This is a genomic window from Nonomuraea sp. NPDC005730, assembly GCF_040630865.1.
Classification (GTDB): domain Bacteria; phylum Actinomycetota; class Actinomycetes; order Streptosporangiales; family Streptosporangiaceae; genus Nonomuraea.
Genome location: NZ_JBEXYK010000035.1, coordinates 1 through 20,993, shown reverse-complemented (window position 1 = coordinate 20,993; position 20,993 = coordinate 1). Strand labels below are relative to the sequence as shown.

Below are 20,993 nucleotides of genomic sequence, written 5' to 3'. Positions count from 1 at the left end.
CTCGTTACGTACCTTGGGACGGTGTCCGTGTTCGCACTTCCGCTCGGCGACGAGGCCGAGCTCCGCCCGCTGGAGCCCTGGCGGGCCCAGGAGTTCCTCGATCACATCGACCGCGCCCGCCCGTCGGTGGACCCGTGGATCCCGTGGGCCTCGCGCAGCACCGACCTGGCCTCGGCCACGGCCGTCCTGCAGCGCTACGCCGACGACCAGGCCGCCGACGGCGCCCGCATCTACGGGATCTGGCTGGCCGGCACGCTGGTCGGCGGCGTGATGTTCACCCGGTTCGAGACGGTCTCGGGGGTGTGCGAGATCGGCTGCTGGCTGGAGCCGGCCGGGGCGGGCCGGGGGCTGGTGACCCGGGCCTGCCGGCTGCTGATCGACTGGGCGTTCGCCGAGCGCGGCATGGCGCGCGTGGAGTGGTGGGTCTCGCCGGGCAACACGCGCAGCATCGAGGTCGCGCGCCGGCTCGGCATGACCCGTGACGGCGTGCTGCGCGAACGTTTCCCCCACCGGGGCGAGCGGCACGACAGCGAGGTCTGGTCGCTGCTGGCCGGCGACGCGCCCGCCTCCGGCGTCAAGGCCGAGCTCGACCGGCTGATGGCGGCCTTCATGGACGCCTTCACCAACACCGGCGGGCGCCGCCCGGACGTCGGCGCCGTCCGGGAGCTGTTCGTCCCGCAGGCGGTGATCGTCAACAACACCGGGTCCGAGCCGGTGGTCCACGACCTGGACGGTTTCGTCGAGCCCCGGCAGCGGATGCTCACCGACGGGACGCTGACGGAGTTTCGCGAGTGGGAGGTCGCCGAGCGCACCGAGATCTTCGGGTCGGTCGCCCAGCGGTTCAGCGACTACCGCAAGTGCGGCGTCCGGGACGGCGTGCGGTTCGAGGGTGGGGGCAGCAAGACCACCCAGTTCGTCCGGACGCCCGCCGGGTGGCGGATGAGCTCGATGGCCTGGGACGACGAGTAGCGGGCGGGTCAGGCGGCCACCTTGTCCAGGAACGCGCGCACGTTGGCGTGCGCGCGGGCGACCTTCTCGGCCGGCGTCAGCGACTCCTCCACGACGCCGGCGCCCGCGGCCTCCTTCCTGCCGCGCAGGTAGAGGGGGCAGGCCAGGTCGGCGCACAGGTACTGCCCGACGGTGTTGCCCTGGCGGCCGGGCTCGCCGGTGCGGCGGGCGGTCATCAGGGCGACGCCGCCGGCGGTGTGCGTGGTCAGGCAGAAGGAGCACATGCTGCGCGAGGTGAAGGACCGCGAGGCGCCGGAGGTGACCCGCAGGGCGACGCCCACCAGGGAGCCGTCGGCCTCGGCCACCAGATAGGCACGCTCGGGGGCGCCGGGATCTCGCCAGCCGAGGAAGTCGAGGTCGTCCCAGGGCAGGTCGGCCAGATCCCTGGGCAGGCCGGCGCGTTTGGCCTCGCCTTTGGAGCAGTTGATGAACGACGTGCGGATGTCGCGTTCGGTCAGAGGTCTCATGAGTGTGGAGGCTAGCTTTTCTTAACGGTAGTATGCAAATACTTAAAGCCTGTAAGAAAGGTGCTGCCGTGGCCCGCGCGGGAGTGACCGTCGACCGCCTGACCAGGGCGGCCGCGGACCTGGCCGACGAGGTCGGCTTCCAGAACGTGACCGTCTCCGCGCTCGCCCGCGGCTTCGGCGTCAGGCCCGCGGCCCTGTACGCGCACGTCAAGGACATCCAGGAGCTGCGGGTCAGGGTGGCCGAGCTGGCCCTGGGCGAGATGGCCGACCGGGCCGCCGCCGCGCTGGCCGGCCGGTCGGGCAAGGAGGCGCTGGTGCCCTTCGCCGCGGCCTACCGCGGCTACGCCAAGGAGCATCCCGGCCGGTACGCCGCCACCCAGCTGGAGCTGGACTCCGAGTCGCTGGACGTCAGCGCGGGCCGCCGGCACGCGGAGCTGACGCGGGCCGTCCTGCGCGGCTACGACCTGTCCGAGCCCGACCAGACCGACGCGCTGCGCATGCTGAGCAGCACGCTGCACGGCTACGTGACCCTGGAGATGGCCGGCGGGTTCCGCCGCCATCCCCGCGAGGTGGACGCCTCCTGGTCCAGGGCCCTCGACGCCCTGGACGCGGTGCTCAGGAACTGGCCGCCGGCCTGAACGCGGGTCAGACCGCCGCCCAGAGCTGGGCCTTGTTGGTCAGCCCCGGCGAGCAGGGGAAGATCTTGACGAAGGTGTCCAGGGTGTCCAGGCAGCTTCCCGGCGCCAGGGCCGAGCGGATCTGGTTGAACCCCGACCCCTTGACGAACGGCACCCCGCCCAGCGTGAACCAGCGGACGGCGGGGTCGGTGTCGCCGCAGGCCCGTTCCACCACCTGCGCGCCGAAGCCGGCCGACTCGGCCGCCACGCAGAGCCGGGTCAGCGGGTTGCGCAGCACGAACGAGTCGCTCGCCAGCGGGACGATCTCCCACTGCTGCTCGTTGACGCTGTGGCAGGTGAAGCGCTGCAGCCGGGCACCGGGAACGAAGATGTTGTCCTCTGTCCGGATGTCGAGGCATTTGCTGTGCTCGGCCTCCTTGACGTGGACGGGGGTGGCGGCGTGCGCGGTGGCGGGGACGAGGCCGAGGGCCAGCGCCGCGCCCAGGGCGTACACGATCCGGCGCAGGTGTCGCATGCGGGTCTCCTTGTGGTCGATGGGGTGCCTGTCTTGGAGGGCGTTCCATGGCGTTCCACCGGGGGTGCCTGTTGGCCGCGGCGCCGCCGGTGCCGCACAGTGGCCGGGTGAGCGATGTGACGAAGGACCAGGCCCTGTCCGGTGGCGTGGGCGGGGCGGCCGCGCTGGAGCCGCTGCTGCGTGACGTGCTGGCCGCCCTGGCCGAGGGCGCGCGGCGGCGCGGCGGCCCGCTGCCCGCCCGCACGCCCCAGGAGCTGGCCGCCGAAGTGGCGCGGGCGTTCGCGCCGGAGGGCGAGCGGCTGGGGGCGCTGACCGAGCTGCTGGCCTACGGGAGCGCCGATCCGGCCGATCCGTTCTGCGCGGCGCATCTGCACTGCCCGCCGCTGGCCGTGGCGGTGGCGGCCGATCTGGCGGTCTCGGCGCTCAACCCGTCGCTGGACTCCTGGGACCAGGCGCCGGCCGCGACCGCGCTGGAGACGTCGCTGCTGGTGGAGCTGGCCCGGATGGTGGGGTTCGGGGCGGCGGCGGCCGGCGTGCTGACCTCGGGCGGCACCGAGTCCAACCTGATGGGCCTGATGCTGGCCAGGGACCTGGCGGTGGGCCGGTCGGCGGGCGTCCGGGCCGAGCTGGCGGGCCTGCCGGGCGGGGGGCCGCGGCTGCGGATCTTCGCCTCCGAGGCCGCGCACTTCTCCACCCGGCGGGCCGCGGCGCTGCTCGGGCTGGGCGAGGACGCGGTCGTCGCCGTCCCGGTCGACCGGGAGCTGCGGATGGACGCCGGCGCGCTGGCCGGGGCGCTGCGGGCGAGCGCCGGGCGCGGTGAGCTGCCGGTGGCGGTGGTGGCCACGGCGGGCACCACGGACACCGGGGCGATCGACCCGTTGCGCGCGTGCGCGTCGCTGGCCGCCGAGCACGGCGCCTGGTTGCACGTGGATGCCGCCTACGGCGGTGGCGCGCTGCTGTCGGAGCGCCTGGCCCCGCTCCTGGACGGTCTGGCGCTGGCCGACTCGGTGTCGCTGGACTGGCACAAGCTCGGCTGGCAGCCGGCCGCGGCCGGGGTGTTCCTGGTGCGCCGGGCCGAGACGTACGCCTCGCTGGCCCGGCGGGCGGCCTACCTCAACCCGGCCGACGACGAGGAGGCCGGTTACCCGAGCCTGCTGGGGTACTCGCTGCGCACCACGCGCCGGGCCGACGCGTTCAAGATCCTGGTGACGCTGCGCACGCTGGGCCGGGCGGGGCTGGGCCGTCTGGTGGAGGCCTGTCACGACCTGGCCCGGCACGGCGCGGCGGCGGTGCGCGCCCATCGGCGGCTGGAGCTGCACGCCGATCCGGTGCTGACGGCGTTGCTGTTCCGGTACGTGCCGGCGGATCCGGCGCGCTCGGACGAGGTGAACGCGGGGCTGCGGCGCAGGCTGCTGCGCGAGGGCAGGGCGGTGGTGGGCCGGACCGAGCTGCCGGGGGCGGGCCCGGGGCGGGTCCGGCTCAAGCTCACCCTGCTCAACCCGCACGCCACGCCGGGCGACCTGGACCGTCTGCTGGCCGTGGTCGCCGCGGCGGGCGAGGCCGAGGAGTCCGCCCCCTGACCCCGTTCCCGTGCCCGCCGGGGTCAGTGGAGAAGGCTGGACGGGTCGCGTTCCGGCGGGCCGGCCGGCCACCAGTGGCCGTCGTGCTCGGTGAAGGGGTACCAGCGGCCGTCGCGGCCGTAGCGGACCTGGCGGGGGCCGAACGTCCAGCGGTTGCGCCAGGTCTCCAGGTGAGGCGGCGGGTCGCCGTCCCAGCCGGACTCCAGCAGCGCCTGGGCCCTGGCCAGGTCCTGGCGGGCCGGGGTCCAGGGGGTTTCGAGCACGTCGAGCCCGGGGGCGCCGCCGTGGCGCCAGGCCTGGACGGCGGCTTCCAGGCCGAGGTCGAGGTCGTGCTCGGCGGCCAGGCGGACGCGGTCCTGGTATTCGGTCAGCGGTTCCAGGCTGCCGTGCAGCAGGATCTGGCGGGCGCGGCCGGCGGCGGAGGCGGCCAGCACGGCCAGGGCGGCCACGTCCACGCCGGGCGCGGGGTCGAGCGCGAGGGGGGTGAAGGCGGCCTCTCGCGGCGGCGGTTCGGGCAGCGGCGGCTCGCCGACCGCGAACGCCTGCGCGGCGGGCACCCCGCCGGAGGCGTCCTCCTCGGTGGTCCCGCCGCCGGGCGCGCGGGCGGGGGCCGGGATGGGCAGGTCGCGGTTCTGCAGGGCCTCGATCAGCTCCTGTTCGCCGCGTCCGCGCAGCAGCAGCAGGACGAACGGGTCGCCGTCCAGCAGCCAGGACGCCTGGTAGCACAGGGCGGCGGCGTGCTTGCAGGGGTGTCCCCAGTCGGGGCAGGAGCATTCGGGCTCCAGGTCGCCGACGGTGGGCAGCAGCGGCACGGCGGCGTCCTCGGCGGCCTCGACGAGGTCGTGCGGGACGTCGCGGTCGAGCAGCGCGGCGATGTGCCCGGCCTTGGCGGCGACCTGGTCGAGGAAACGTTCCCAGGCGGCGTCGGTGAGCTGTTCGACGCGGACGACGGTGTCGTACTCGTGCTCGGTGACGGCGGCGAGCCGGCCGGGGCTGACGGTGATCGGCCCGACCTGGCCGGTCTTGGCGTAGGCGCGGCCCTTGCGCAGCAGGGTCTGGTCGAGCGAGGTGTCCTCCAGTGCCTTGATCCACGCCTGGCCCCACCAGGTGGTGGCGAAGCGGGCGCCGGCGCGTTGCGGGGGGAAGGCGGCAAATCCGCGTACGGCGGTCATCTGAGCTCCACGAGTGCGGCGAGTTCGGCGTCGGTCAGCTCGGTGAAGGCGGCCTCGCCGGAGGCCAGGACGGCGTCGGCGAGCGAGCGCTTGGCGCCGAGCATGGCGGCGATGCGGTCCTCGATCGTGCCTTCGGCGATGAGACGGTGCACCTGGACGGGCCTGGTCTGGCCGATGCGGTAGGCGCGGTCGGTGGCCTGGTCCTCCACGGCGGGGTTCCACCAGCGGTCGTAGTGGATGACGTGGTCGGCGCGGGTCAGGTTCAGGCCGGTGCCGGCGGCCTTGAGTGAGAGCAGGAAGACGGGGACGTGGCCGTCCTGGAAGCGGGCGACCATCTCCTCGCGGCGGGCGACCGGGGTGCCGCCGTGCAGGAGCCGGGTGTCGACGCCGCGGCCGGCCAGGTGGCGTTCCAGGAGCCTGGCCATGGCGACGTACTGGGTGAACACCAGCACGGCGCCGTCCTCGGCGACGATCGTGTCGACGAGCTCGTCGAGCAGTTCCAGCTTGCCCGAGCGGCCGGTCAGGCGGGGGGACGACTCGTGCAGGTAGTGGGCGGGGTGGTTGCAGATCTGTTTGAGCCCGGTCAGCAGTTTGACGATCAGGCCGCGCCGGGCCATGCCCTTGGCGTTCTCGATCTGGGTCATGCTCTCGCGGACGACGGCCTCGTACAGGGCGGCCTGTTCGGTGGTGAGGGGGACGGGCCGGTCGGTCTCGGTCTTGGGCGGCAGTTCGGGGGCGATGCCGGGGTCGCTCTTGCGGCGGCGCAGCAGGAACGGCCCGACGAGCCTGGCCAGCCGGGCGGCGGTGTCGGTGTCGCCGGACTCGACCGGTTTGGCCCAGCGGGCCCTGAAGCGGGTCAGGGGGCCGAGCAGGCCGGGGGTGGTCCAGTCGAGGATGGCCCACAGTTCGGACAGGTTGTTCTCCACGGGGGTGCCGGTGAGGGCGACGCGGGCGCCGGCGGGGATCTCGCGCAGCGCCTTGGCCGTGCTGGAGGCGGGGTTCTTGACGTGCTGGGCCTCGTCGGCGACCAGCAGCCCCCAGGGGTGGGCGCCCAACGTGGCGGCGTCCAGGCGCATGGTGCCGTACGTGGTGAGCACGAACCCGTCGTCGGCCAGGGTGCGGGCGGCCCCGTGGTAGCGGCGGACCGGGACGCCGGGCGCGAACTTGGTGATCTCGCGTTCCCAGTTGCCCAGCAGCGAGGCGGGGCAGACCACGAGGGTGGGGCCGGTGCCGGCGCGGTGCAGGTGCAGCGCGATCAGGGTGATGGTCTTGCCCAGGCCCATGTCGTCGGCCAGGCAGCCGCCGAGGCCGAGCGAGGTCATCCTGGCCAGCCAGCGCAGCCCTTGGAGCTGGTAGTCGCGCAGGGTGGCGGCCAGGCCGGGCGGCGGGGGCACGGGTTCGGGGTCGGTGAGCCGGTCGCGCAGGTCGGCGAGCCAGGCGGTGGGTTCGACGGCGATCTGTTCGGGTTCGTCCCCGCCGTCGATCTCGACCGTGCCGGTGAGGGCCGCGCCGAGCGCCTGAAGGCCGGTCAGCGGCTTGAGGTCGCGCTGGCGGGCCTTGCGGGCCAGCGCGGGGTCGATGAGCACCCATTGGTCGCGCAGCCGTACGACGGGCCGGTGGGACTCGGCCAGCAGGTCCATCTCGGCGGCGGTCAGCGGGGCGCCGCCGAGCGCGAGCCGCCAGTTAAAGCTGGTCAGGTGGCGGCCGCCGAGGAAGGAGGGCAGGTCGGAGGGCGCGCTGTCGCGTTCGCCGACGACGGCCTGGGCGCTCAGGCCGCGTACCAGTGAGCGCGGCCAGTGGACCTCGACGCCGGCGCCGGCCAGCCGGTCGGCCGCGCCGGCCAGCAGGTCCTCCACGTCGCCGTCGGTGAGGGCGAGCTCGTCGGGCACGGCGTGCTCCAGCAGCCGTTCCAGGCGGGGCCAGGCGCGGGCGGCGCGGCGCACGGCGAGGGTGACCTCGATCCTGGCGCGGGCGCCGAACCCGGGGTCGCGGCCCTGCCACAGGTCGGCGGCGTCCACGACGAGCGAGGGGTCGGCCAGGCCGTGCACCTGGACGACGGCCCGGAAGTCAGCCTGGGCCAGGTCGTCGGCCTCCAGCCGGAGCGAGAGCCGCACGCCGGAGTCCAGCCCGGCCGAGACCTCCTCGGCCCAGGGGCGCAGGTGGGGCACCTTGACGGGCCTGACGGCGGCGAAGGCGGTGGTGCCGGTGGCGCGTACGGCTCCGGGCGAGCGCGGCATGGCGTCGGCCACGGCGTCCAGGAAGGCGCGCACGAGGGGCTCGGCGTCGGGCAGCAGCAGGTCGCCCACGGGGATGGCGCGGGCGGCGGCGGGCATGGCCGCGGCCAGCTCGCGCACCCGGCGGGCGTCGGCGGCGTCGAGGGGGCCGGCGCGCCAGGAGTCGTGGCCGTCGGGCGAGACGGCGGGCAGGATGCGGCCGCGGGTGACGAGCTGGAGGGCGACCAGCGCGACGGCGCCCCAGAAGCGGGTGGCCGGGTGGGCGGCGGCGTCGGTGCGCGCCCTGGCCAGCACGGCGACGGCGTCGGCGACGGGGATCTCGGTGGCGGCGCGCTCGCGCGCGCGGGGCCGGCCGTCGGCGTCCTGTTCGATCACCGTGGCCGTGCCGTCGCCCTGGTCGTCGAGGAAGACCAGGTGGCCGGACCTGGGGGGATCGCCGGGACGGAAGATCGCTGGGTGTTGCGCCAGATCCGGAAGAGCACTCATAGGCCGTACAGTGTACGGTACATCGGGGTGTGGTTTACCACAGTGCACATCGGCCGTCCGCCTCATTACCGCCATAACGGATCATTCGTAGCCTGGGGGACATGACGGATTGGTTGATTGCATTGATGGAGAACCTCGGCGCCTTCGGGGCCGGGCTGGCGATCATGCTGGAGAACCTGTTCCCGCCGCTGCCCAGCGAGGTCATCCTGCCCCTGTCCGGCTTCACCGCCAGCAGGGGCGAGCTGGACCTGCTCGACGTGCTGGTGTGCACGACGCTCGGCTCGGTCGTCGGAGCGCTGGCCCTGTACGGGGTGGGCGCGCTGCTCGGCCGCGAGCGCACGCTGGCCATCGCCGCCAAGCTGCCGCTGGTCAAGGTGACCGACATCGAGAAGACCGAGGCGTGGTTCCTGCGGCACGGCCGCAAGACCGTGTTCTTCGGCCGGATGATCCCCATCTTCCGCAGCCTGATCTCCGTGCCGGCGGGTGTGGAACGTATGCCGCTGGTGACGTTCACCCTGCTCACGACGGCCGGCAGCGCCATCTGGAACACCATCTTCGTGCTTGCGGGATACTTTCTCGGCGAGAACTGGTCGCTGGTGGAGGCGTACGTGGGGATCGGCACGTACGTGGTGATCGGCCTGGTGGTGCTGGCGATCGCGGTCTTCGTCGCGGTGCGGCTGACGGAACGACGTAAGGGAAGGCATGCGGACCGCCGCTGAGGGGTTGAGGGTGCTGGGCGCGGTGGTCCTGGGCGGTTTCACCGCCGTGGCGGGCGCGGTGTTCCTGCTGCTCACACTGCCCTTCCTGGGGCGGCCGCGGGTGCGGGCGCTCGCGGCGGGGCTGGCCGCGTTCGAGTCGCGCCGCCTGCGCCTGGACACCGCCGCGCTGGACGCGCTGTCCGGCTGGGACACCCGGCCGGCGCGTTACCTGGCCGCCAGGATCCCGGCCGGGGTGCTGGGCGGGCTGGTGGTGACGCTGCTGGTCCTCGGCGCGCGCACCGCGATCCTGCTGCTGGGGGCGTGGGCCCGTGGCGAGCCGTACGACGGGATGACGCCGACGCCGCCGCTGGTGCTGTACTTCGTGGTGGGCGGCTGCGTGTTGCTGTTCATCGCCGTGTCGGGGCTGGTGGGGGTGCACGCGCTGGAGCGGCGGCTGGCCGGGCGGTTGCTGGGGCCCGACCGTACCGAGGCGCTGGAGCGCCGGATCGCCGAGCTGGCCGAGAGCCGGGCCGGGATCGTGGCCGCGGTCGACTCCGAGCGCCGCCGGATCGAGCGTGACCTGCACGACGGGCTGCAGCAGCGCCTGGTGGCGCTGTCGATGCTCATCGGGCGCTCCCGGCGGGGGCGTCCGGAGTTGCTGGCGCAGGCGCACGAGCAGGCCCAGCAGGCGCTGGCCGAGCTGCGCGAGGTGGCCTGGCGGGTCTACCCGAGCGGGCTGGACTCCCTCGGGCTGGGCGAGGCGCTGGCCGGGGTGGCCGAACGCGCGGGCGTGCCGGTCAAGGTGGTGTGCGACCTGCCGCGCCGGCCGCCGATGGCGGTGGAGACGGCGGCGTACTTCGTGGTCAGCGAGGCGGTGACCAACGCCGCCAAGCACGCGGCCGCCACAATGGTGACGGTCGAGGTCAGACAGGAGGACGACAGGGTGCTCGTACGGGTGAGCGACGACGGCACGGGTGGCGCGCGCCCCTCGGGAGGCGGCCTTTCGGGGCTGGCCCGGCGGGTGGCGGCGCTCGACGGCGCCTTCGAGGTGGTCAGCCCGCCCGGCGGCCCGACGACGGTGGCGGCGGGGCTGCCGTGCGGGTGATCCTGGCCGAGGACTCCACGCTGCTGCGCGAGGGTCTGGTACGCCTGCTGGGCGAGGAGGGCCACGAGGTACCGGCCGCCGTGAGCGATGGCGAGGCCCTGGTGGCGGCGGTGGCCGAGCACGTCCCCGACGTCGTGGTGGTGGACGTGCGCATGCCGCCGACCCACACCGACGAGGGGCTGCGGGCGGCGCTGGAGATCCGGCGGCGCTGGCCGGGGGTCAAGGTGCTGGTGTTGTCGCAGTACGTGGAGAAGCGTTACGCCACCGAGCTGATGAGCGCCGACGTCGAGGGCGTCGGCTATCTGCTGAAGGACCGCGTGGCGCAGGTGGGCGACTTCCTGGACGCGCTGGAGCGGGTGGCGGCGGGCGGGGCGGCCTTCGACCCGGAGGTGGTGCGGCAGTTGCTGGCCCGTACCACGCAGGTCGATCCGCTGGCCCGGCTGACCGCGCGCGAGCGGGAGGTGCTGGAGCGCATGGCCCAGGGCATGACCAACGCCTCGATCGCCGGGCAGCTGCACGTGTCGCAGAGCGCGGTGGAGAAGCACGTCAACTCGCTGTTCGACAAGCTGGGCCTGTCGCACGCCAGCGGGTACAGCCGCCGGGTGCTGGCCGTCCTGCACTTCCTGAAGTCCTGAGGGGGGCGGCCCGTGCGTCGGCGCGCCTTCCGGCACGAGGACCTGCCGCGGCTGCGGTCGGTCCGGCTGCGCCTTCGGCGTTTCGCGGTCGGCTGGCTCGACGGGCGCACCGCGACCGGTCACTGGCCGCCCGCGAGCTGTACCGTTCGCTGGGTCTCCGCCGCCGGCACGAGACCTACGGCTACCGCCGTCCGGCCGGCTGATCGGCCTGCTTGCTGTCGATCCGGCCCAGGGGGCGGGGGTCGGCCTCCAGGGCGGCGCGGGCGGCGGGCCAGGCGGGGTCGCCGGGGTGCAGGGCGGTGCGCAGGTAGGCGGTGGTGAGCTGCTGCAGCAGGGCCAGGCGTTCGGGGTTCTCGTCGGTGGTCTCGGCGACGTGGTGTCCGGCGACGCCGCCGAGGGTGTGCTCGGCGCCGAAGAGCGTCAGCAGGCTCTTGTCCCCGGGGCTGAGGTGGTAGCCGTCGGTGAACCAGTCGGGTCCCCGCCTCGACAGCGGGGAGTCGTCCTTGTCGCCGGCGACGAGCAGGGCCGGGGTGGTCATGCCGTCGAAGGCGGGGTTCATGAAGGGGAGGTGCTCGGCGGCGAACGGTGACAGGTCCTGGCCGCCGGTGCCGGGCAGGGCGAGCAGCACGCCGGCCGTGACGCGCGGGTCGGACAGGTCCTGTCCCGGCCGTCCGTCGGCGTCCAGGATCCGGGCGCCGAGCAGCATGCCGGCGCTCTGGGCTCCCCAGGAGTGGCCGGCGACGGCGATGCGGCCGCGGTCCAGGCGTCCGGGCAGGCCCGGCAGGGCTGCTTCCAGGACGTCGAGGCCGTCGATGACGCGCCGGAGGTCCTCGACCCTGATGCGCCAGATGTGCGGGGTGCGGGGGTCGTCGGCGGGGCGGGCGAGGGTGCGGGAGTCGAGGTGGGTGGGTTGCAGGACGGCGAAGCCGTGGGCGGCCCAGTGGTCGGCCAGGGGGGCGTAGCCGTCCATGGACCAGCCGTGGCCGTGGGACAGGACGACGACGGGCAGGTGGTCGCCGGTGGCGGGGGCCGAGACGCGGACCTGGAGGTCCTGGCCCCGTCCGGGGGCGGGCAGGACGACCGGCCGGACCGACACGACGGGGGCGGTGGGCGATGCGGGCATGGTGGTGCCTTCCGGGTGGGGTTGCCGCAGGTGGGCGCGGGAGAGGGCAGGGCTTGGCCGTCGGGCCTCGGCTCTGGCATGATGTGCAAGCGGGACCGTGTCCCGTTTTCGACGATACGGGACCGTGTCCCGTTTAGAAATCCGACCCTGGGAGGAACGGCGTGGAGGAGTCGCGTCCCAAACGGGCCGATGCGCGGCGTAACGAGGAGAACCTGCTGCGCGCGGCCGCCGCGGTGTTCGTCACCTCGGGCGTGGAGGCGCCGATCCGCGACATCGCGGCCGAGGCCGGTGTCGGCACCGCCACGATCTACCGCCATTTCCCCACGCGGGCCGACCTCGTCATCGCCGTCTACCGGCACCAGGTGGAGTCCTGCGCCGAGGCCGGTCCGGCCCTGCTGGCCGCCGGCCCGGGCCCGTACGCGGCGCTGCGGCAGTGGATCGGCCTGTTCGTCGACTTCCTGGTCACCAAGCACGGGCTGGCCGCGGTGCTGCAGCCGGACAACACCGGCTTCCAGGCGCTGCACGCCTACTTCCTCGACCGCCTGGTGCCGGTGTGCGCCCGCCTGCTGGAGGCCGCGGCGGCCGCCGGCGAGATCCGCGGCGACCTGGACGCCTTCGAGCTCATGCGCGGCGTGGGCAACCTGTGCATCGGGGCCGAGGCCGATCCCCGTTACGACGCCCGCCGCCTGGTCGGGCTGCTCGTCGCCGGGCTGGCCCGGTGAGCGCGGGAGGAAGACCTTAAGAGATCCGTAAGCCGGCCCGGCGAGACTTCAGCCACATCCCGAGACGCATGGAGAACCATCATGAGGAAGATCAGCGCGAACCTGTTCATCTCGCTCGACGGTGTCGTCCAGGACCCGGCGGAGTGGCACTTCCCGTACTTCAACGACGAGATGGGCGCGGCGGTGACGGCGCAGATGGCCGACACGCTGCTGCTGGGGCGTGAGACGTACGACAGCTTCGCCGGGGCGTGGCCGGAGCGCGAGGCGGCGGGCGGCGAGGACGCCGACTTCGCCAGGACGATCGGCGACGCGCGCAAGATCGTGGTCTCCCGGCAGCCGCTGGAGTTCACCTGGCGCAACTCCGAGCTGCTGCAGGGTGACCTGGTCAAGGGCGTGACGGCACTGAAGGCCGAGCCGGGCGGCCCGATCGCGATGAGCGGCTCGGTCTCGGTGGTCCGGCAGCTCCTGGCCGCCGGGCTGCTGGACGAGCTGCACCTGCTGGTGCACCCGATCGCGGTGCGCAAGGGCGAGCGGCTGTTCGACGAGGGCGACAGCTCGATCCCGCTGGAGCTGGTCAGCTCGCAGACGTTCACCACGGGCGTGCTGTACCTGGTCTACCGGCCGGCCGCGGCGGCCGGCGAGGGCTCCTACGACGACGCCAAGACCCACCTGCCCCAGGACGCCCGATAACGCGCCTTCGACCGGCCCGTCACGACAGGCCCGGCATCGCCTCCTCCGGCGGGCCGGGCCTGTCGTGCGCGCGGGGTCAGCGGGCCAGCAGGTCGTCCAGCTCGGCGGCGAAGAGCAGGGCGGGGTCGAAGCCCATGCCGGCGAAGTGGCCGGCCAGCTCCAGGGACAGCACGCCGTGGATCCGGGTCCAGAAGCTGAGCGCCTGGTGCAGGACGGCGGGCGGGGCGGGGTGATCGCCGGCCCAGTCGCGGTGCTCGGCCAGGTGGTGCTCGAGCGGGGTTTCGGGGCGCCGGGGCGGGGTGGCGGAGCCGGCGTCGAGCAGGAGGGTCATGATCTGGGAGGAGATGGCGGTGATGTCGTCGGGGGCGTGGTAGCCGGGGACGGGGGTGCCGTAGATGAGGAGGTAGCGCTGGGGGTCGTGCAGGGCCCAGGCGCGTACGGCGTGGGCCAGCCCGGCCAGCCCGGCACCCCGGTCATCGCTTCCGGTGGCCTTTTCGCCGCCCTTTTCGCCGCCCTTTGCGGTGGCTGAGCGGAGGGTGTCGGCGAGGCTGCGGTAGGCGTCGCGGATGAGCTCGGTGATCAGCTCGTCGCGGTTGGCGTAGTAGCGGTAGAGCGCGGGGCCGCTCATGCCCATCTGTTTGGCGATCGCGTTGAGGGACAGCGCGGAGGCTCCCGTCGTGGCGATCTGCCGCCAGGCGTGTTCCTTGATCTCGCCGCGGATCTGGGCGCGGTAGCGCTCGCGTGGGGTCGCCGTGCCGGTGTCCGCCATGCCTTGCCGCCTTCCGACGCTACACCCAAAAGATTTAGTTAGAGGCTATCACGAACGTTGTTGACACTCCCTTCCCTGTGCAGTTATAACTTCTAACGAACGCATGAGCATCTAGCCGTTCGGGTCCGTTCAGGTGAAGGGAACGTCATGACCACCACGTACCAACCGTCCCCCCGTCCCGGTCGTGGCACGCCGGTGGCGGTGAGTGTCGCCGCCTGGGCGGTGCCCGTCATGATCGTCGGCCAGTTCGCGTTGCTGGCGATCGTTCCGGTGGCGCTCGTGCTGGTCGGCGCGCTGCTTCGCGCCCGTGACCGGGTAGTCCGGTGGGCGGCCGTGCTGGTCGCCCTCGCCTACGCGGTGCCGTTCGCCGTGTGGGTGGCCCGGCCGGACGGTGCGCCGAGCCTGTCGAAGGACATGCACCCCGCCTTCGCCGGGCTGATCGTCGCCGCCTGCGCCGCGCTCATCGTGGCCATCGTGCGGGCCGGACGGCGCTGACGGCCTCCCCGGCCGCCCCCTTTCTTCGATCCCTCAACGAGAGGTACACCATGTTCAGCAACGTCCGCGTCGCCTCGATCCTGATCCCGCTCGCCGTGGCCGGCGTCCTGGCGGGCAACGTCCCGGCCGCCCACGCCTCCACCGGCGCGGCCCAGTGCCAGGGAGAGGGCGTCGACGCCGCCGCCCGCATCCGTTACCGGGCCGACATCGTGATCAATGCTCCGCTGAGCAGGATCTTCGCTCTGCAGACGCGTGTGGAGCGGTGGCCCGACTGGCAGCAGCCGGTCCTGTCCAGCAAGCGCCTGGACCACGGCCCGCTGCGCGCCGGCTCGTCGTGGCGGTGGACCACGCCGGCTCCGGCCACCGACACGACCCCGGCCACCACCATGCACATCACCTCCACCCTCCGGCGCGTCAAGCGCGAGGCCTGCCTGCTGTGGAGCGGGCCGGCGGTCGGCACCGGCGTGCGCATCGACCGGGGCGTGCACCTGTGGACGTTCACCGAGGTCAACGGCGGTGTGCGCGTGCACACCGAGGAGACCTGGACCGGTGCCCAGGTCGAGGCCGACGTGGCCACCTCCACCGAGCTCCTCGGCGCGGGGCTGGAGGCATGGCTGCGCGACCTGAAGGCCGCCGCGGAGTCCCGCTGACCGCCGGCCAGATGTGACGGGCGCCACTGTTCCCGGATGTCACGCGACGGTGGCGACCGGCGTCTGGTGCGTGTGGCAAGGTCGAGAACCGACAGGCGGGAGCAGATGATGGACACCAGCGTCGAACCGGCGGACCAGGCCGACCAGGCCGACCAGGCCGACAGCGCGACCCGGGCGTTCGTCGAGCATCGCAACCTGCTGTTCACCGTCGCCTACGAGATGCTGGGCTCGGCCGCCGACGCCGAGGACATCCTGCAGGAGACCTGGCTGCGGTGGGCGTCGGTCGAGCTGGAGTCCGTGCGTGACCGGCGCGCGTTCCTGGTCCGCATGGTCACCAGGAAGGCGCTGACGCGGCTGCGCACGATGCGCCGGCGCAAGGAGTCCTACGTCGGTCCGTGGCTGCCCGAGCCGCTGCTGACCTCGCCGGACGTGGCCGAGGACGTCGAGCTGGCCGAGAGCGTCTCGATGGCCATGCTGCTGGTGCTGGAGACGCTCCATCCCACCGAGCGCGCGGTGTTCGTGCTGCGGGAGGTGTTCGGCCTGGAGTACGACGAGATCGGCGAGGCCGTCGGCAAGACCCCGGCGACGGTGCGGCAGATCGCCCACCGCGCCCGGGGGCATGTGGCCGCACGCCGTCCCCGGGCGAGCGTCTCGGCCGAGCAGGCGCGCCAGGCGCTGGCGGCCTTCCAGAGCGCGATCGAGACCGGCGACCTGCAGCGTCTGCTCGACCTGCTGGCCCCTGACGTCGTCCTGCTCACCGACGGCGGCGGCGTGGTGCGGGCGGCGCTCGCGCCGGTCGAGGGCGCGGTCACGGTGGCCGGGGTGCTGTCCAGGATCGCCGGCACGGCCCGTCTGCGCCCGGCCCACGTCAACGGTCATCCGGCGCTGCTCGTCGACATCGACGGCGAGATCCACAGTGTCGTGGCGATCCGCCTGGACGGCGGCCTCATCAGCGGCCTGTACGCCGTGCGCAACCCCGGCAAGTTGTCCCGGATCGGACACGAGACCGCCGTGAGCCGCTGACGAGGCCGCGGGGGAAATCCGGGTGCGGCGGCCGCCTGTCGTCGCCGATCATGACCGGTATGGAATCGTGCGTCTTCTGTGAGATCGTCGCCGGGCGGGCCGCGGCCAGCGTGGTCTACGGCGACGACGACGTCCTGGCGATCCTCGACCGTCACCCGGCCACGCCCGGTCACGTCCTGGTGATCCCGCGCGCGCACGTCGCCGGCCTGGCCGAGGCCGGTGACGCGGTCGGCGGGCCGATCTGGCGGGCGGCGCGGCGGGTGGCGGCCGCGCTCCGGGCCTCGGGGCTGCGTTGCGAGGGGGTGCGGCTGTCGCTGGCGGACGGCGAGGCCGCCGGCCAGGACGTCTTCCACCTCCACCTGCACGTGGTGCCGCGCTTCGCGGGGGACGGCGTGGTGGTCAGCGCCGAGTGGCGGAGCCCCTCGCGCGCCCGGCTCGACCAGGACGCGGCGCTGGTCCGCGCCGCGCTGCCCCGCTGACGCGGGGGCCGGCCGCGTGAGCGGCGACAGGCACCGAGGGGGCCGTGGCATGTTGTTATGCTCCGCGCATGTTCCGCGAGGCCCGGCTTGACGACTTCCAGCACATCGTCCGCCTCTACCGGCAGTTGCAGCCGGATGACCCGGATGTCGTGGACGGGTCCGATGCGGTGGCCTTCCGGCAGATCCTCGCATCGCCCGCGCTCCGCCTCTTCGTGCTCGAACTGGACGGGGCCGTCGTCGCGACGACCTACCTCAACGTGATCCCCAACCTCACCCGGTCGGCCTCGCCGTACGCCGTGATCGAGAACGTCGTCGTCGAGGCGTCGCGGCGGGGCGCCGGGCTGGGCAAGCAGATCATGGCCGCCACCCTCCAGGCCGCATGGGACGCCGGCTGTTACAAGGCGATGCTGATGACGGGCTCTCGCCGGCCCGCGACCCACGCCTTCTACCGCGCCTGCGGCTTCTCCGGCGAGGCCAAGCACGCCTACGTGGCCCGTCCCTCCTGACGGGCCGCTGCCCGGGGGCGGGGCGCGGCCGTCACAGGGAGCGTTCGAGGAAGCCGAGGATCGCGCGGGCCAGGGTGACGCGGTGGTCCGACAGGGCGTGGTCGGTGGGGAAGAGGTGGTCTTCGAGGCGTTCGACGGGGTGTGCCCGGTAGGCGGCGACCAGGGGGTCGTGGTGCACCTCGTGCGGCGTGACGACGTCGTGGCCGGTGCCGACGAGGAGCACGGGGCGGCCGGCCAGCCGGGGCGCGAGCCGGGCCAGCCGCCAGGCGTCGCCGCCCGCCTCCATCTCGCCGACCAGCGCCTGCCCGCTGGTGCCGCGCAGGGGGGCCAGCTCGCCGTCGAACGCCTTGACGTACCCGGCCCGCACCCCGGCGTCGGCGCGGCACAGCGCGGCGGCCACGCCCAGGTCGAACGCGGCGACGGAGGCGACGGCGGTCACGGACGGGTCCGCCGCGGCCGTCATCAGCGCCGCGAACCCGCCCATGCTGTGGCCGACCAGCACCAGGCGCCGCGGGTCGAGCCGGTGGGCGGCGGCCAGGCCGGGCAGCGCGGCGACGACGGCGGCGGCGTCCTCCAGCACGTGCCCCCAGGACCAGGTGCCGCCCACGCCCCATGATCCGCGGTAGTGGAACACCAGGCAGGCGTAGCCGGCGCGGCGCAGCGTCTGGGCGAGGTCGAAGTTGCGCTCGTTGCCGGGGAATCCGTGCAGCAGCACGACGACGGGGTGCGGGCCGCGCCCGGCGGGCAGGTGCAGCACGCCGAGCAGGCGCTCGCCGCCGCTGTCGAACGTCACCTCCGGCGTGGTGGCCGGGAAGTCGGGGTCGCGTGGCGGGTCGGCGGCAAGCGGGTCGGACATGGGCGAGCTCCCGAGATCGAACCGATCGGTACGACCCGAGACGTTAGCACCCGATCGAACCGACCGGTACTATCCAGGCCATGCCCGTGGCCAAAGGCTCCACGATCGACCCCGCCCGCACCCGCGCCGCCATCCTGAGCGCGGCCACCGACCTGCTGTACGAGCGCGGGCTCGACGGCATCGGCGTCGCCGGGCTGTGCGCCGGGATCGGCATCTCCAAGGAGACCCTCTACCGCCACTTCGGCACCAAGGAGGGCCTGGTCGAGGCCGTGCTCCGGGAACGCAGCGACCGGGTCGCCCGCTGGCTGGCCGGTTGCGCCGAGGCCGCGGGCGACGATCCGCGCGCCCAGCTGGCCGCGGTGTTCGACGCCCTGCGGCAGTGGTACGACGATCCGGCCTTCCGCGGCTGCGCCCTGCTGAACGCCGCCGCCCAGCACCACGCCGACCCCGTACGGGCCATCACCGCCCGCCACCTGGACCGCTACCTCGATCTGCTGACCGGCATCGCCGAACGCGCCGGGGCGGCCGATCCCGGGCTGCTGGGGCGGCAGCTGCTGATGCTGGTCGAGGGCGCGACCGTCGTCGCGGCCCACCATGACAGCGCGGCCGCCGCCGACCACGCCCGCCAGGCCGCCCTGACCCTCCTGTCGGTCGCCACACCCCACAAGCCCTCCGCCGGGCCCCACCCCCAGACCACGCCGCGCCCCTAGCAGCCCTCCGCCCCAGGGCCGGGGCCCGTTGCGTGCGACCCGCGATCGGAGGCCCGTTCGCCGCGCCCGAAGAGCCGTTCCCGCAGGACCACGGGCACCCCATCCGTGGCGGTAGCGGCTTGCGGCATGGCGAGGCGGTTCTCAGGGGCCATCGGTGGGAGGCGTCCACGGCTGGGAAGAACCGCCGTCCGCTGCGGGAGCGGGGTGCGAAGCAGCCACCCGGCCGCGCCGCCAAGGCCGCCTCGTTCGAGCAGCCGGCCCAGAAGGCCCGGCCCACCATCACCGAGCCGCGAGGCGCAGGAACATCCACTTCGGACAATCAAAGTCGTCTTGACAACTTCATTTGTCGGTGGGACGCTTGAGGCACCTCAGGAACTCAAGGAGCGACAACCATGCGAAAGATCACCGCGGGCCTGTTCATCTCCCTCGACGGCGTCGTCGAGGCCCCCGACACCTGGCACTTCCCGTACTTCAACGACGAGATGGGCCAGTCGGTCGGCGCGCAGATGCAGGCCGCCGACGCCATGCTGCTGGGCCGCCACACCTACGAGGAGTTCGCCGGGTACTGGCCGCACCAGGACCCCGAGAAGGAGCCGCTGGCCGAGGCGATGAACTCCTCGACCAAGTACGTCGTCTCCACCACGCTGACCTCGCCGTCCTGGCAGAACACCGAGGTCGTGAGCCTGGCCGAGCTGGCGGCGTTGCGGGAGCGCCCCGGCGGGAACATCTCCGTCGTCGGCAGCGGCACCCTGGTCGTCTCGCTGCTGCGCGAGGGCCTGCTCGACGAGCTCAACCTGCTACTCCACCCGATCGTCGTCGGCTCGGGCAAGCGGCTGTTCGACGACGTGCGCGAGCAGATCCCGCTCACCCTGACCACCTCCACCACCTTCAGCACCGGCGTGCTGAACCTGATCTACACGAGGGCATGACATGGCCACCAAGACCGTCGCCGACAAGCTGCTCATCAAGCCGACGACCACCGTGTGGGTCTCCGACCCCGCCCATCGGCCGCTCCTGGGGCCGCTGCCCGAGGGCGCGCGCGAGGCCGGATCCGTCAAGGAGGCGGACGTCGCGCTGATCTTCGCCTCCGACGCCGCCGCGGCCCGCCGCATCCTGGACGAGCACCGCGACGAGATCACCGCGCCGCCCGTGGTCTGGGTGGCCTACCCCAAGGGCAACAAGTCCGACATCAACCGCGACACGCTGTGGCCCATCGTCGGCGAGTACGGGCTGCGCCCCAACGGCCAGGTCGCGGTGGACGAGATGTGGTCGGCGCTGCGCTTCCGCGCGCCGAAGGACGGCGACCCCCCCTTCACGGGCGGCCGCGGCTGACCCGACCGCCGCCCACCCGACCGCCGACCCCCGCCGAGCCCAAGCCCAGCGGCGGCGAACGACCCAGCGGCGGCCCACGCTCACCCGCCAACAGGCCCGGTGCTCCCCGCGCCCGCCCCCGCCGCCTGACCGGTCAGGCGGACAGGTCGTCGCCCAGCACCAGCAGCAGATGCTCGTCCTCGCCGTGCCGGACCGTGCCGGCGCGCCGGAACCCGTGGCGTTCCAGCAACCGCACCGAGCCGGTGTTGCCCGCGAACGGGTCGGCGTACAGGGGCCTGGTCTTCTCCTCCGCCAGGAACAGCCCCAGCGCCGCGGTGCCGACACCGCGCCCCCAGAAGGGGCGGCCCAGCCAGTAGCCGACGAACCGCCGCTCGCCCTCCCACCAGGACACGACGTTCCCGGCCACCGCACCCTCGACCGTGACCGTCCGCACCAGGACGGTGGGATCGCCGAGCACCCGGGTGGCCCAGTGGGTCATGAAGGCCACCCGCTCGCGAGGGGCGAACCTGGACCGCCGGACGGCTTCCTCGTCGTGCTCCTGCTCCAGGAACACCTCCAGATCGGACTCCAGGACGGGCCGCAGCCGCACGTCAGCGCTCATGCCCGCCGAGTGTGCCACCAGGCGCCGACAGTTCCGGCGGACACGCCTTCCACGCCACCGTTTCCCTCACCCACCGTGATCGCAGCCCTGCCCTTGTGCTGCTGACCGGGGATTTTACCCGGCCATCGAGCTTCACGGAGAGTGACATGGGGTAGTCACGGTGCAGAGTCGCCCGCTCGGGCAGGGAGGAGGAGCGCATGACAGGCACAGCCGTCAGCGGGCCGGGGGCCGTCGTCGAGGTGTCGATGGCCACGCTCGCCGGCGGTGGCGTCGCGGCTCGGGCCGCGACGGGCACGGGCACGTCCCCGGCCAGGGCCGCGGGCCGCTGCGGCCATCACGGTCACCCCCACGGTCACCCCCATGACGCGGGGCCGGCCGTTGTCCGCAGCGCAACCGCGTACCGCCCGGCCGGCCGGCCGGAACACCCCGCGGACGGCCCGGCCCGGCCCGGCCGGGTCTCCACGCCGGGGGAAGAGCTGAAGATACAACGTATGAACACA

Annotated in this window: 25 protein-coding genes; 17 read left to right on the top strand and 8 right to left on the bottom strand. The window is 73.7% G+C overall.

Annotated features, from left to right (window positions below; all coding sequences use genetic code 11):
- The first annotated feature begins 21 nt into the window (after positions 1 to 21).
- Entirely contained in the window at positions 22 to 969 is a 948-nt protein-coding gene (locus ABZ444_RS31470; protein ID WP_358004640.1) for a GNAT family protein, read from the top strand.
- Between the two features lie 8 nt (positions 970 to 977).
- On the opposite strand, the gene ABZ444_RS31465 is transcribed toward ABZ444_RS31470, so the two are convergent.
- Positions 978 to 1,475: an FBP domain-containing protein gene (locus ABZ444_RS31465; protein ID WP_358004637.1), complete on the bottom strand. Its 498-nt coding sequence runs from the start codon at positions 1,473 to 1,475 to the stop codon at positions 978 to 980.
- A gap of 68 nt (positions 1,476 to 1,543) precedes the next feature.
- On the opposite strand from ABZ444_RS31465, the gene ABZ444_RS31460 reads away from it, so the two are divergent.
- Entirely contained in the window at positions 1,544 to 2,113 is a 570-nt protein-coding gene (locus ABZ444_RS31460) for a WHG domain-containing protein (RefSeq protein WP_358004634.1), read from the top strand.
- Between the two features lie 7 nt (positions 2,114 to 2,120).
- On the opposite strand, the gene ABZ444_RS31455 is transcribed toward ABZ444_RS31460, so the two are convergent.
- Complete coding sequence (locus ABZ444_RS31455) at positions 2,121 to 2,627, bottom strand: ricin-type beta-trefoil lectin domain protein (protein WP_358004631.1); 507 nt, start codon at positions 2,625 to 2,627, stop codon at positions 2,121 to 2,123.
- A gap of 107 nt (positions 2,628 to 2,734) precedes the next feature.
- Between ABZ444_RS31455 and ABZ444_RS31450 the strand changes: the two genes are divergently transcribed.
- Positions 2,735 to 4,207, top strand: coding sequence for a pyridoxal-dependent decarboxylase (locus ABZ444_RS31450; protein WP_358004628.1), 1,473 nt, complete (start codon positions 2,735 to 2,737; stop codon positions 4,205 to 4,207).
- 23 nt (positions 4,208 to 4,230) lie between these two features.
- Here the strand turns inward: ABZ444_RS31450 and ABZ444_RS31445 are convergent, their stop codons facing one another.
- Both ABZ444_RS31445 and ABZ444_RS31440 read right to left on the bottom strand, forming a co-directional pair.
- Positions 4,231 to 5,379 carry an SWIM zinc finger family protein gene (locus ABZ444_RS31445; RefSeq protein ID WP_358004626.1) on the bottom strand — a complete coding sequence of 383 codons (1,149 nt, stop codon included), beginning with the start codon at positions 5,377 to 5,379 and terminating at the stop codon, positions 4,231 to 4,233.
- The gene (locus ABZ444_RS31440; protein ID WP_358004623.1) at positions 5,376 to 8,099 is read right to left on the bottom strand and encodes a DEAD/DEAH box helicase; all 2,724 of its coding nucleotides are present in this window, start codon (positions 8,097 to 8,099) and stop codon (positions 5,376 to 5,378) included. Before ABZ444_RS31440 ends, ABZ444_RS31445 begins: the two co-directional genes overlap by 4 nt.
- Before the next feature lie 101 nt (positions 8,100 to 8,200).
- On the opposite strand from ABZ444_RS31440, the gene ABZ444_RS31435 reads away from it, so the two are divergent.
- Genes ABZ444_RS31435 through ABZ444_RS31425 form a run of 3 tightly spaced genes read left to right on the top strand, consistent with a single transcriptional unit; the run spans position 8,201 to position 10,537 of the window.
- Positions 8,201 to 8,818: a DedA family protein gene (locus ABZ444_RS31435; RefSeq protein ID WP_358004620.1), complete on the top strand. Its 618-nt coding sequence runs from the start codon at positions 8,201 to 8,203 to the stop codon at positions 8,816 to 8,818.
- Positions 8,802 to 9,902, top strand: coding sequence for a histidine kinase (locus tag ABZ444_RS31430; protein WP_358004617.1), 1,101 nt, complete (start codon positions 8,802 to 8,804; stop codon positions 9,900 to 9,902). The genes ABZ444_RS31435 and ABZ444_RS31430 overlap by 17 nt, the downstream gene beginning before the upstream one ends.
- A complete protein-coding gene (locus ABZ444_RS31425) occupies positions 9,893 to 10,537 on the top strand; it encodes a response regulator transcription factor (RefSeq protein WP_358004614.1) in 645 nt (214 codons plus the stop codon). The genes ABZ444_RS31430 and ABZ444_RS31425 overlap by 10 nt, the downstream gene beginning before the upstream one ends.
- Positions 10,538 to 10,718: 181 nt before the next feature.
- Here ABZ444_RS31425 and ABZ444_RS31420 read toward each other — a convergent pair whose 3' ends face one another.
- Entirely contained in the window at positions 10,719 to 11,660 is a 942-nt protein-coding gene (locus tag ABZ444_RS31420) for a chlorophyllase (protein WP_358004611.1), read from the bottom strand.
- A 161-nt stretch (positions 11,661 to 11,821) separates the two neighbouring features.
- Here ABZ444_RS31420 and ABZ444_RS31415 point away from each other — a divergent pair, with 161 nt between their 5' ends.
- Together ABZ444_RS31415 and ABZ444_RS31410 are read left to right on the top strand one after the other, a co-directional pair.
- Positions 11,822 to 12,382, top strand: coding sequence for a helix-turn-helix domain-containing protein (locus tag ABZ444_RS31415; protein WP_358004608.1), 561 nt, complete (start codon positions 11,822 to 11,824; stop codon positions 12,380 to 12,382).
- Positions 12,383 to 12,463: 81 nt separating this feature from the next.
- The gene (locus ABZ444_RS31410) at positions 12,464 to 13,072 is read left to right on the top strand and encodes a dihydrofolate reductase family protein (protein WP_358004605.1); all 609 of its coding nucleotides are present in this window, start codon (positions 12,464 to 12,466) and stop codon (positions 13,070 to 13,072) included.
- Between the two features lie 76 nt (positions 13,073 to 13,148).
- Here the strand turns inward: ABZ444_RS31410 and ABZ444_RS31405 are convergent, their stop codons facing one another.
- A complete protein-coding gene (locus tag ABZ444_RS31405; RefSeq protein ID WP_358004602.1) occupies positions 13,149 to 13,841 on the bottom strand; it encodes a TetR/AcrR family transcriptional regulator in 693 nt (230 codons plus the stop codon).
- A 147-nt stretch (positions 13,842 to 13,988) separates the two neighbouring features.
- Here ABZ444_RS31405 and ABZ444_RS31400 point away from each other — a divergent pair, with 147 nt between their 5' ends.
- From ABZ444_RS31400 to ABZ444_RS31380, 5 genes are all read left to right on the top strand, one after another.
- Positions 13,989 to 14,336: a hypothetical protein gene (locus tag ABZ444_RS31400; RefSeq protein ID WP_358004599.1), complete on the top strand. Its 348-nt coding sequence runs from the start codon at positions 13,989 to 13,991 to the stop codon at positions 14,334 to 14,336.
- A 50-nt stretch (positions 14,337 to 14,386) separates the two neighbouring features.
- Positions 14,387 to 14,986 carry an SRPBCC family protein gene (locus tag ABZ444_RS31395; RefSeq protein WP_358004596.1) on the top strand — a complete coding sequence of 200 codons (600 nt, stop codon included), beginning with the start codon at positions 14,387 to 14,389 and terminating at the stop codon, positions 14,984 to 14,986.
- Positions 14,987 to 15,091: 105 nt separating this feature from the next.
- A complete protein-coding gene (locus ABZ444_RS31390; protein ID WP_358004593.1) occupies positions 15,092 to 16,009 on the top strand; it encodes an RNA polymerase sigma-70 factor in 918 nt (305 codons plus the stop codon).
- A gap of 50 nt (positions 16,010 to 16,059) precedes the next feature.
- Positions 16,060 to 16,488 (top strand): HIT family protein, encoded by a 429-nt coding sequence (locus tag ABZ444_RS31385; protein ID WP_358004590.1) that lies wholly within the window; start codon positions 16,060 to 16,062, stop codon positions 16,486 to 16,488.
- 68 nt (positions 16,489 to 16,556) lie between these two features.
- Positions 16,557 to 16,994: a GNAT family N-acetyltransferase gene (locus ABZ444_RS31380; RefSeq protein WP_358004587.1), complete on the top strand. Its 438-nt coding sequence runs from the start codon at positions 16,557 to 16,559 to the stop codon at positions 16,992 to 16,994.
- Positions 16,995 to 17,025: 31 nt separating this feature from the next.
- Here ABZ444_RS31380 and ABZ444_RS31375 read toward each other — a convergent pair whose 3' ends face one another.
- Positions 17,026 to 17,850, bottom strand: coding sequence for an alpha/beta fold hydrolase (locus tag ABZ444_RS31375; protein ID WP_358004584.1), 825 nt, complete (start codon positions 17,848 to 17,850; stop codon positions 17,026 to 17,028).
- A gap of 80 nt (positions 17,851 to 17,930) precedes the next feature.
- Here ABZ444_RS31375 and ABZ444_RS31370 point away from each other — a divergent pair, with 80 nt between their 5' ends.
- The 3 genes from ABZ444_RS31370 (at position 17,931) to ABZ444_RS31360 (ending at position 19,892) form a co-directional block, all read left to right on the top strand.
- Complete coding sequence (locus ABZ444_RS31370) at positions 17,931 to 18,560, top strand: TetR/AcrR family transcriptional regulator (protein ID WP_358004581.1); 630 nt, start codon at positions 17,931 to 17,933, stop codon at positions 18,558 to 18,560.
- Positions 18,561 to 18,952: 392 nt separating this feature from the next.
- On the top strand, positions 18,953 to 19,489 hold the full coding sequence (locus tag ABZ444_RS31365) for a dihydrofolate reductase family protein (protein ID WP_358004578.1): 537 nt from the start codon (positions 18,953 to 18,955) through the stop codon (positions 19,487 to 19,489).
- A gap of 1 nt (position 19,490) precedes the next feature.
- Complete coding sequence (locus ABZ444_RS31360; RefSeq protein ID WP_358004575.1) at positions 19,491 to 19,892, top strand: hypothetical protein; 402 nt, start codon at positions 19,491 to 19,493, stop codon at positions 19,890 to 19,892.
- Between the two features lie 133 nt (positions 19,893 to 20,025).
- On the opposite strand, the gene ABZ444_RS31355 is transcribed toward ABZ444_RS31360, so the two are convergent.
- Positions 20,026 to 20,493, bottom strand: coding sequence for a GNAT family protein (locus ABZ444_RS31355; RefSeq protein WP_358004572.1), 468 nt, complete (start codon positions 20,491 to 20,493; stop codon positions 20,026 to 20,028).
- A 197-nt stretch (positions 20,494 to 20,690) separates the two neighbouring features.
- On the opposite strand from ABZ444_RS31355, the gene ABZ444_RS31350 reads away from it, so the two are divergent.
- A partial coding sequence (locus tag ABZ444_RS31350; protein WP_358004569.1) for a hypothetical protein occupies positions 20,691 to 20,993 on the top strand: 303 nt, incomplete at its 3' end.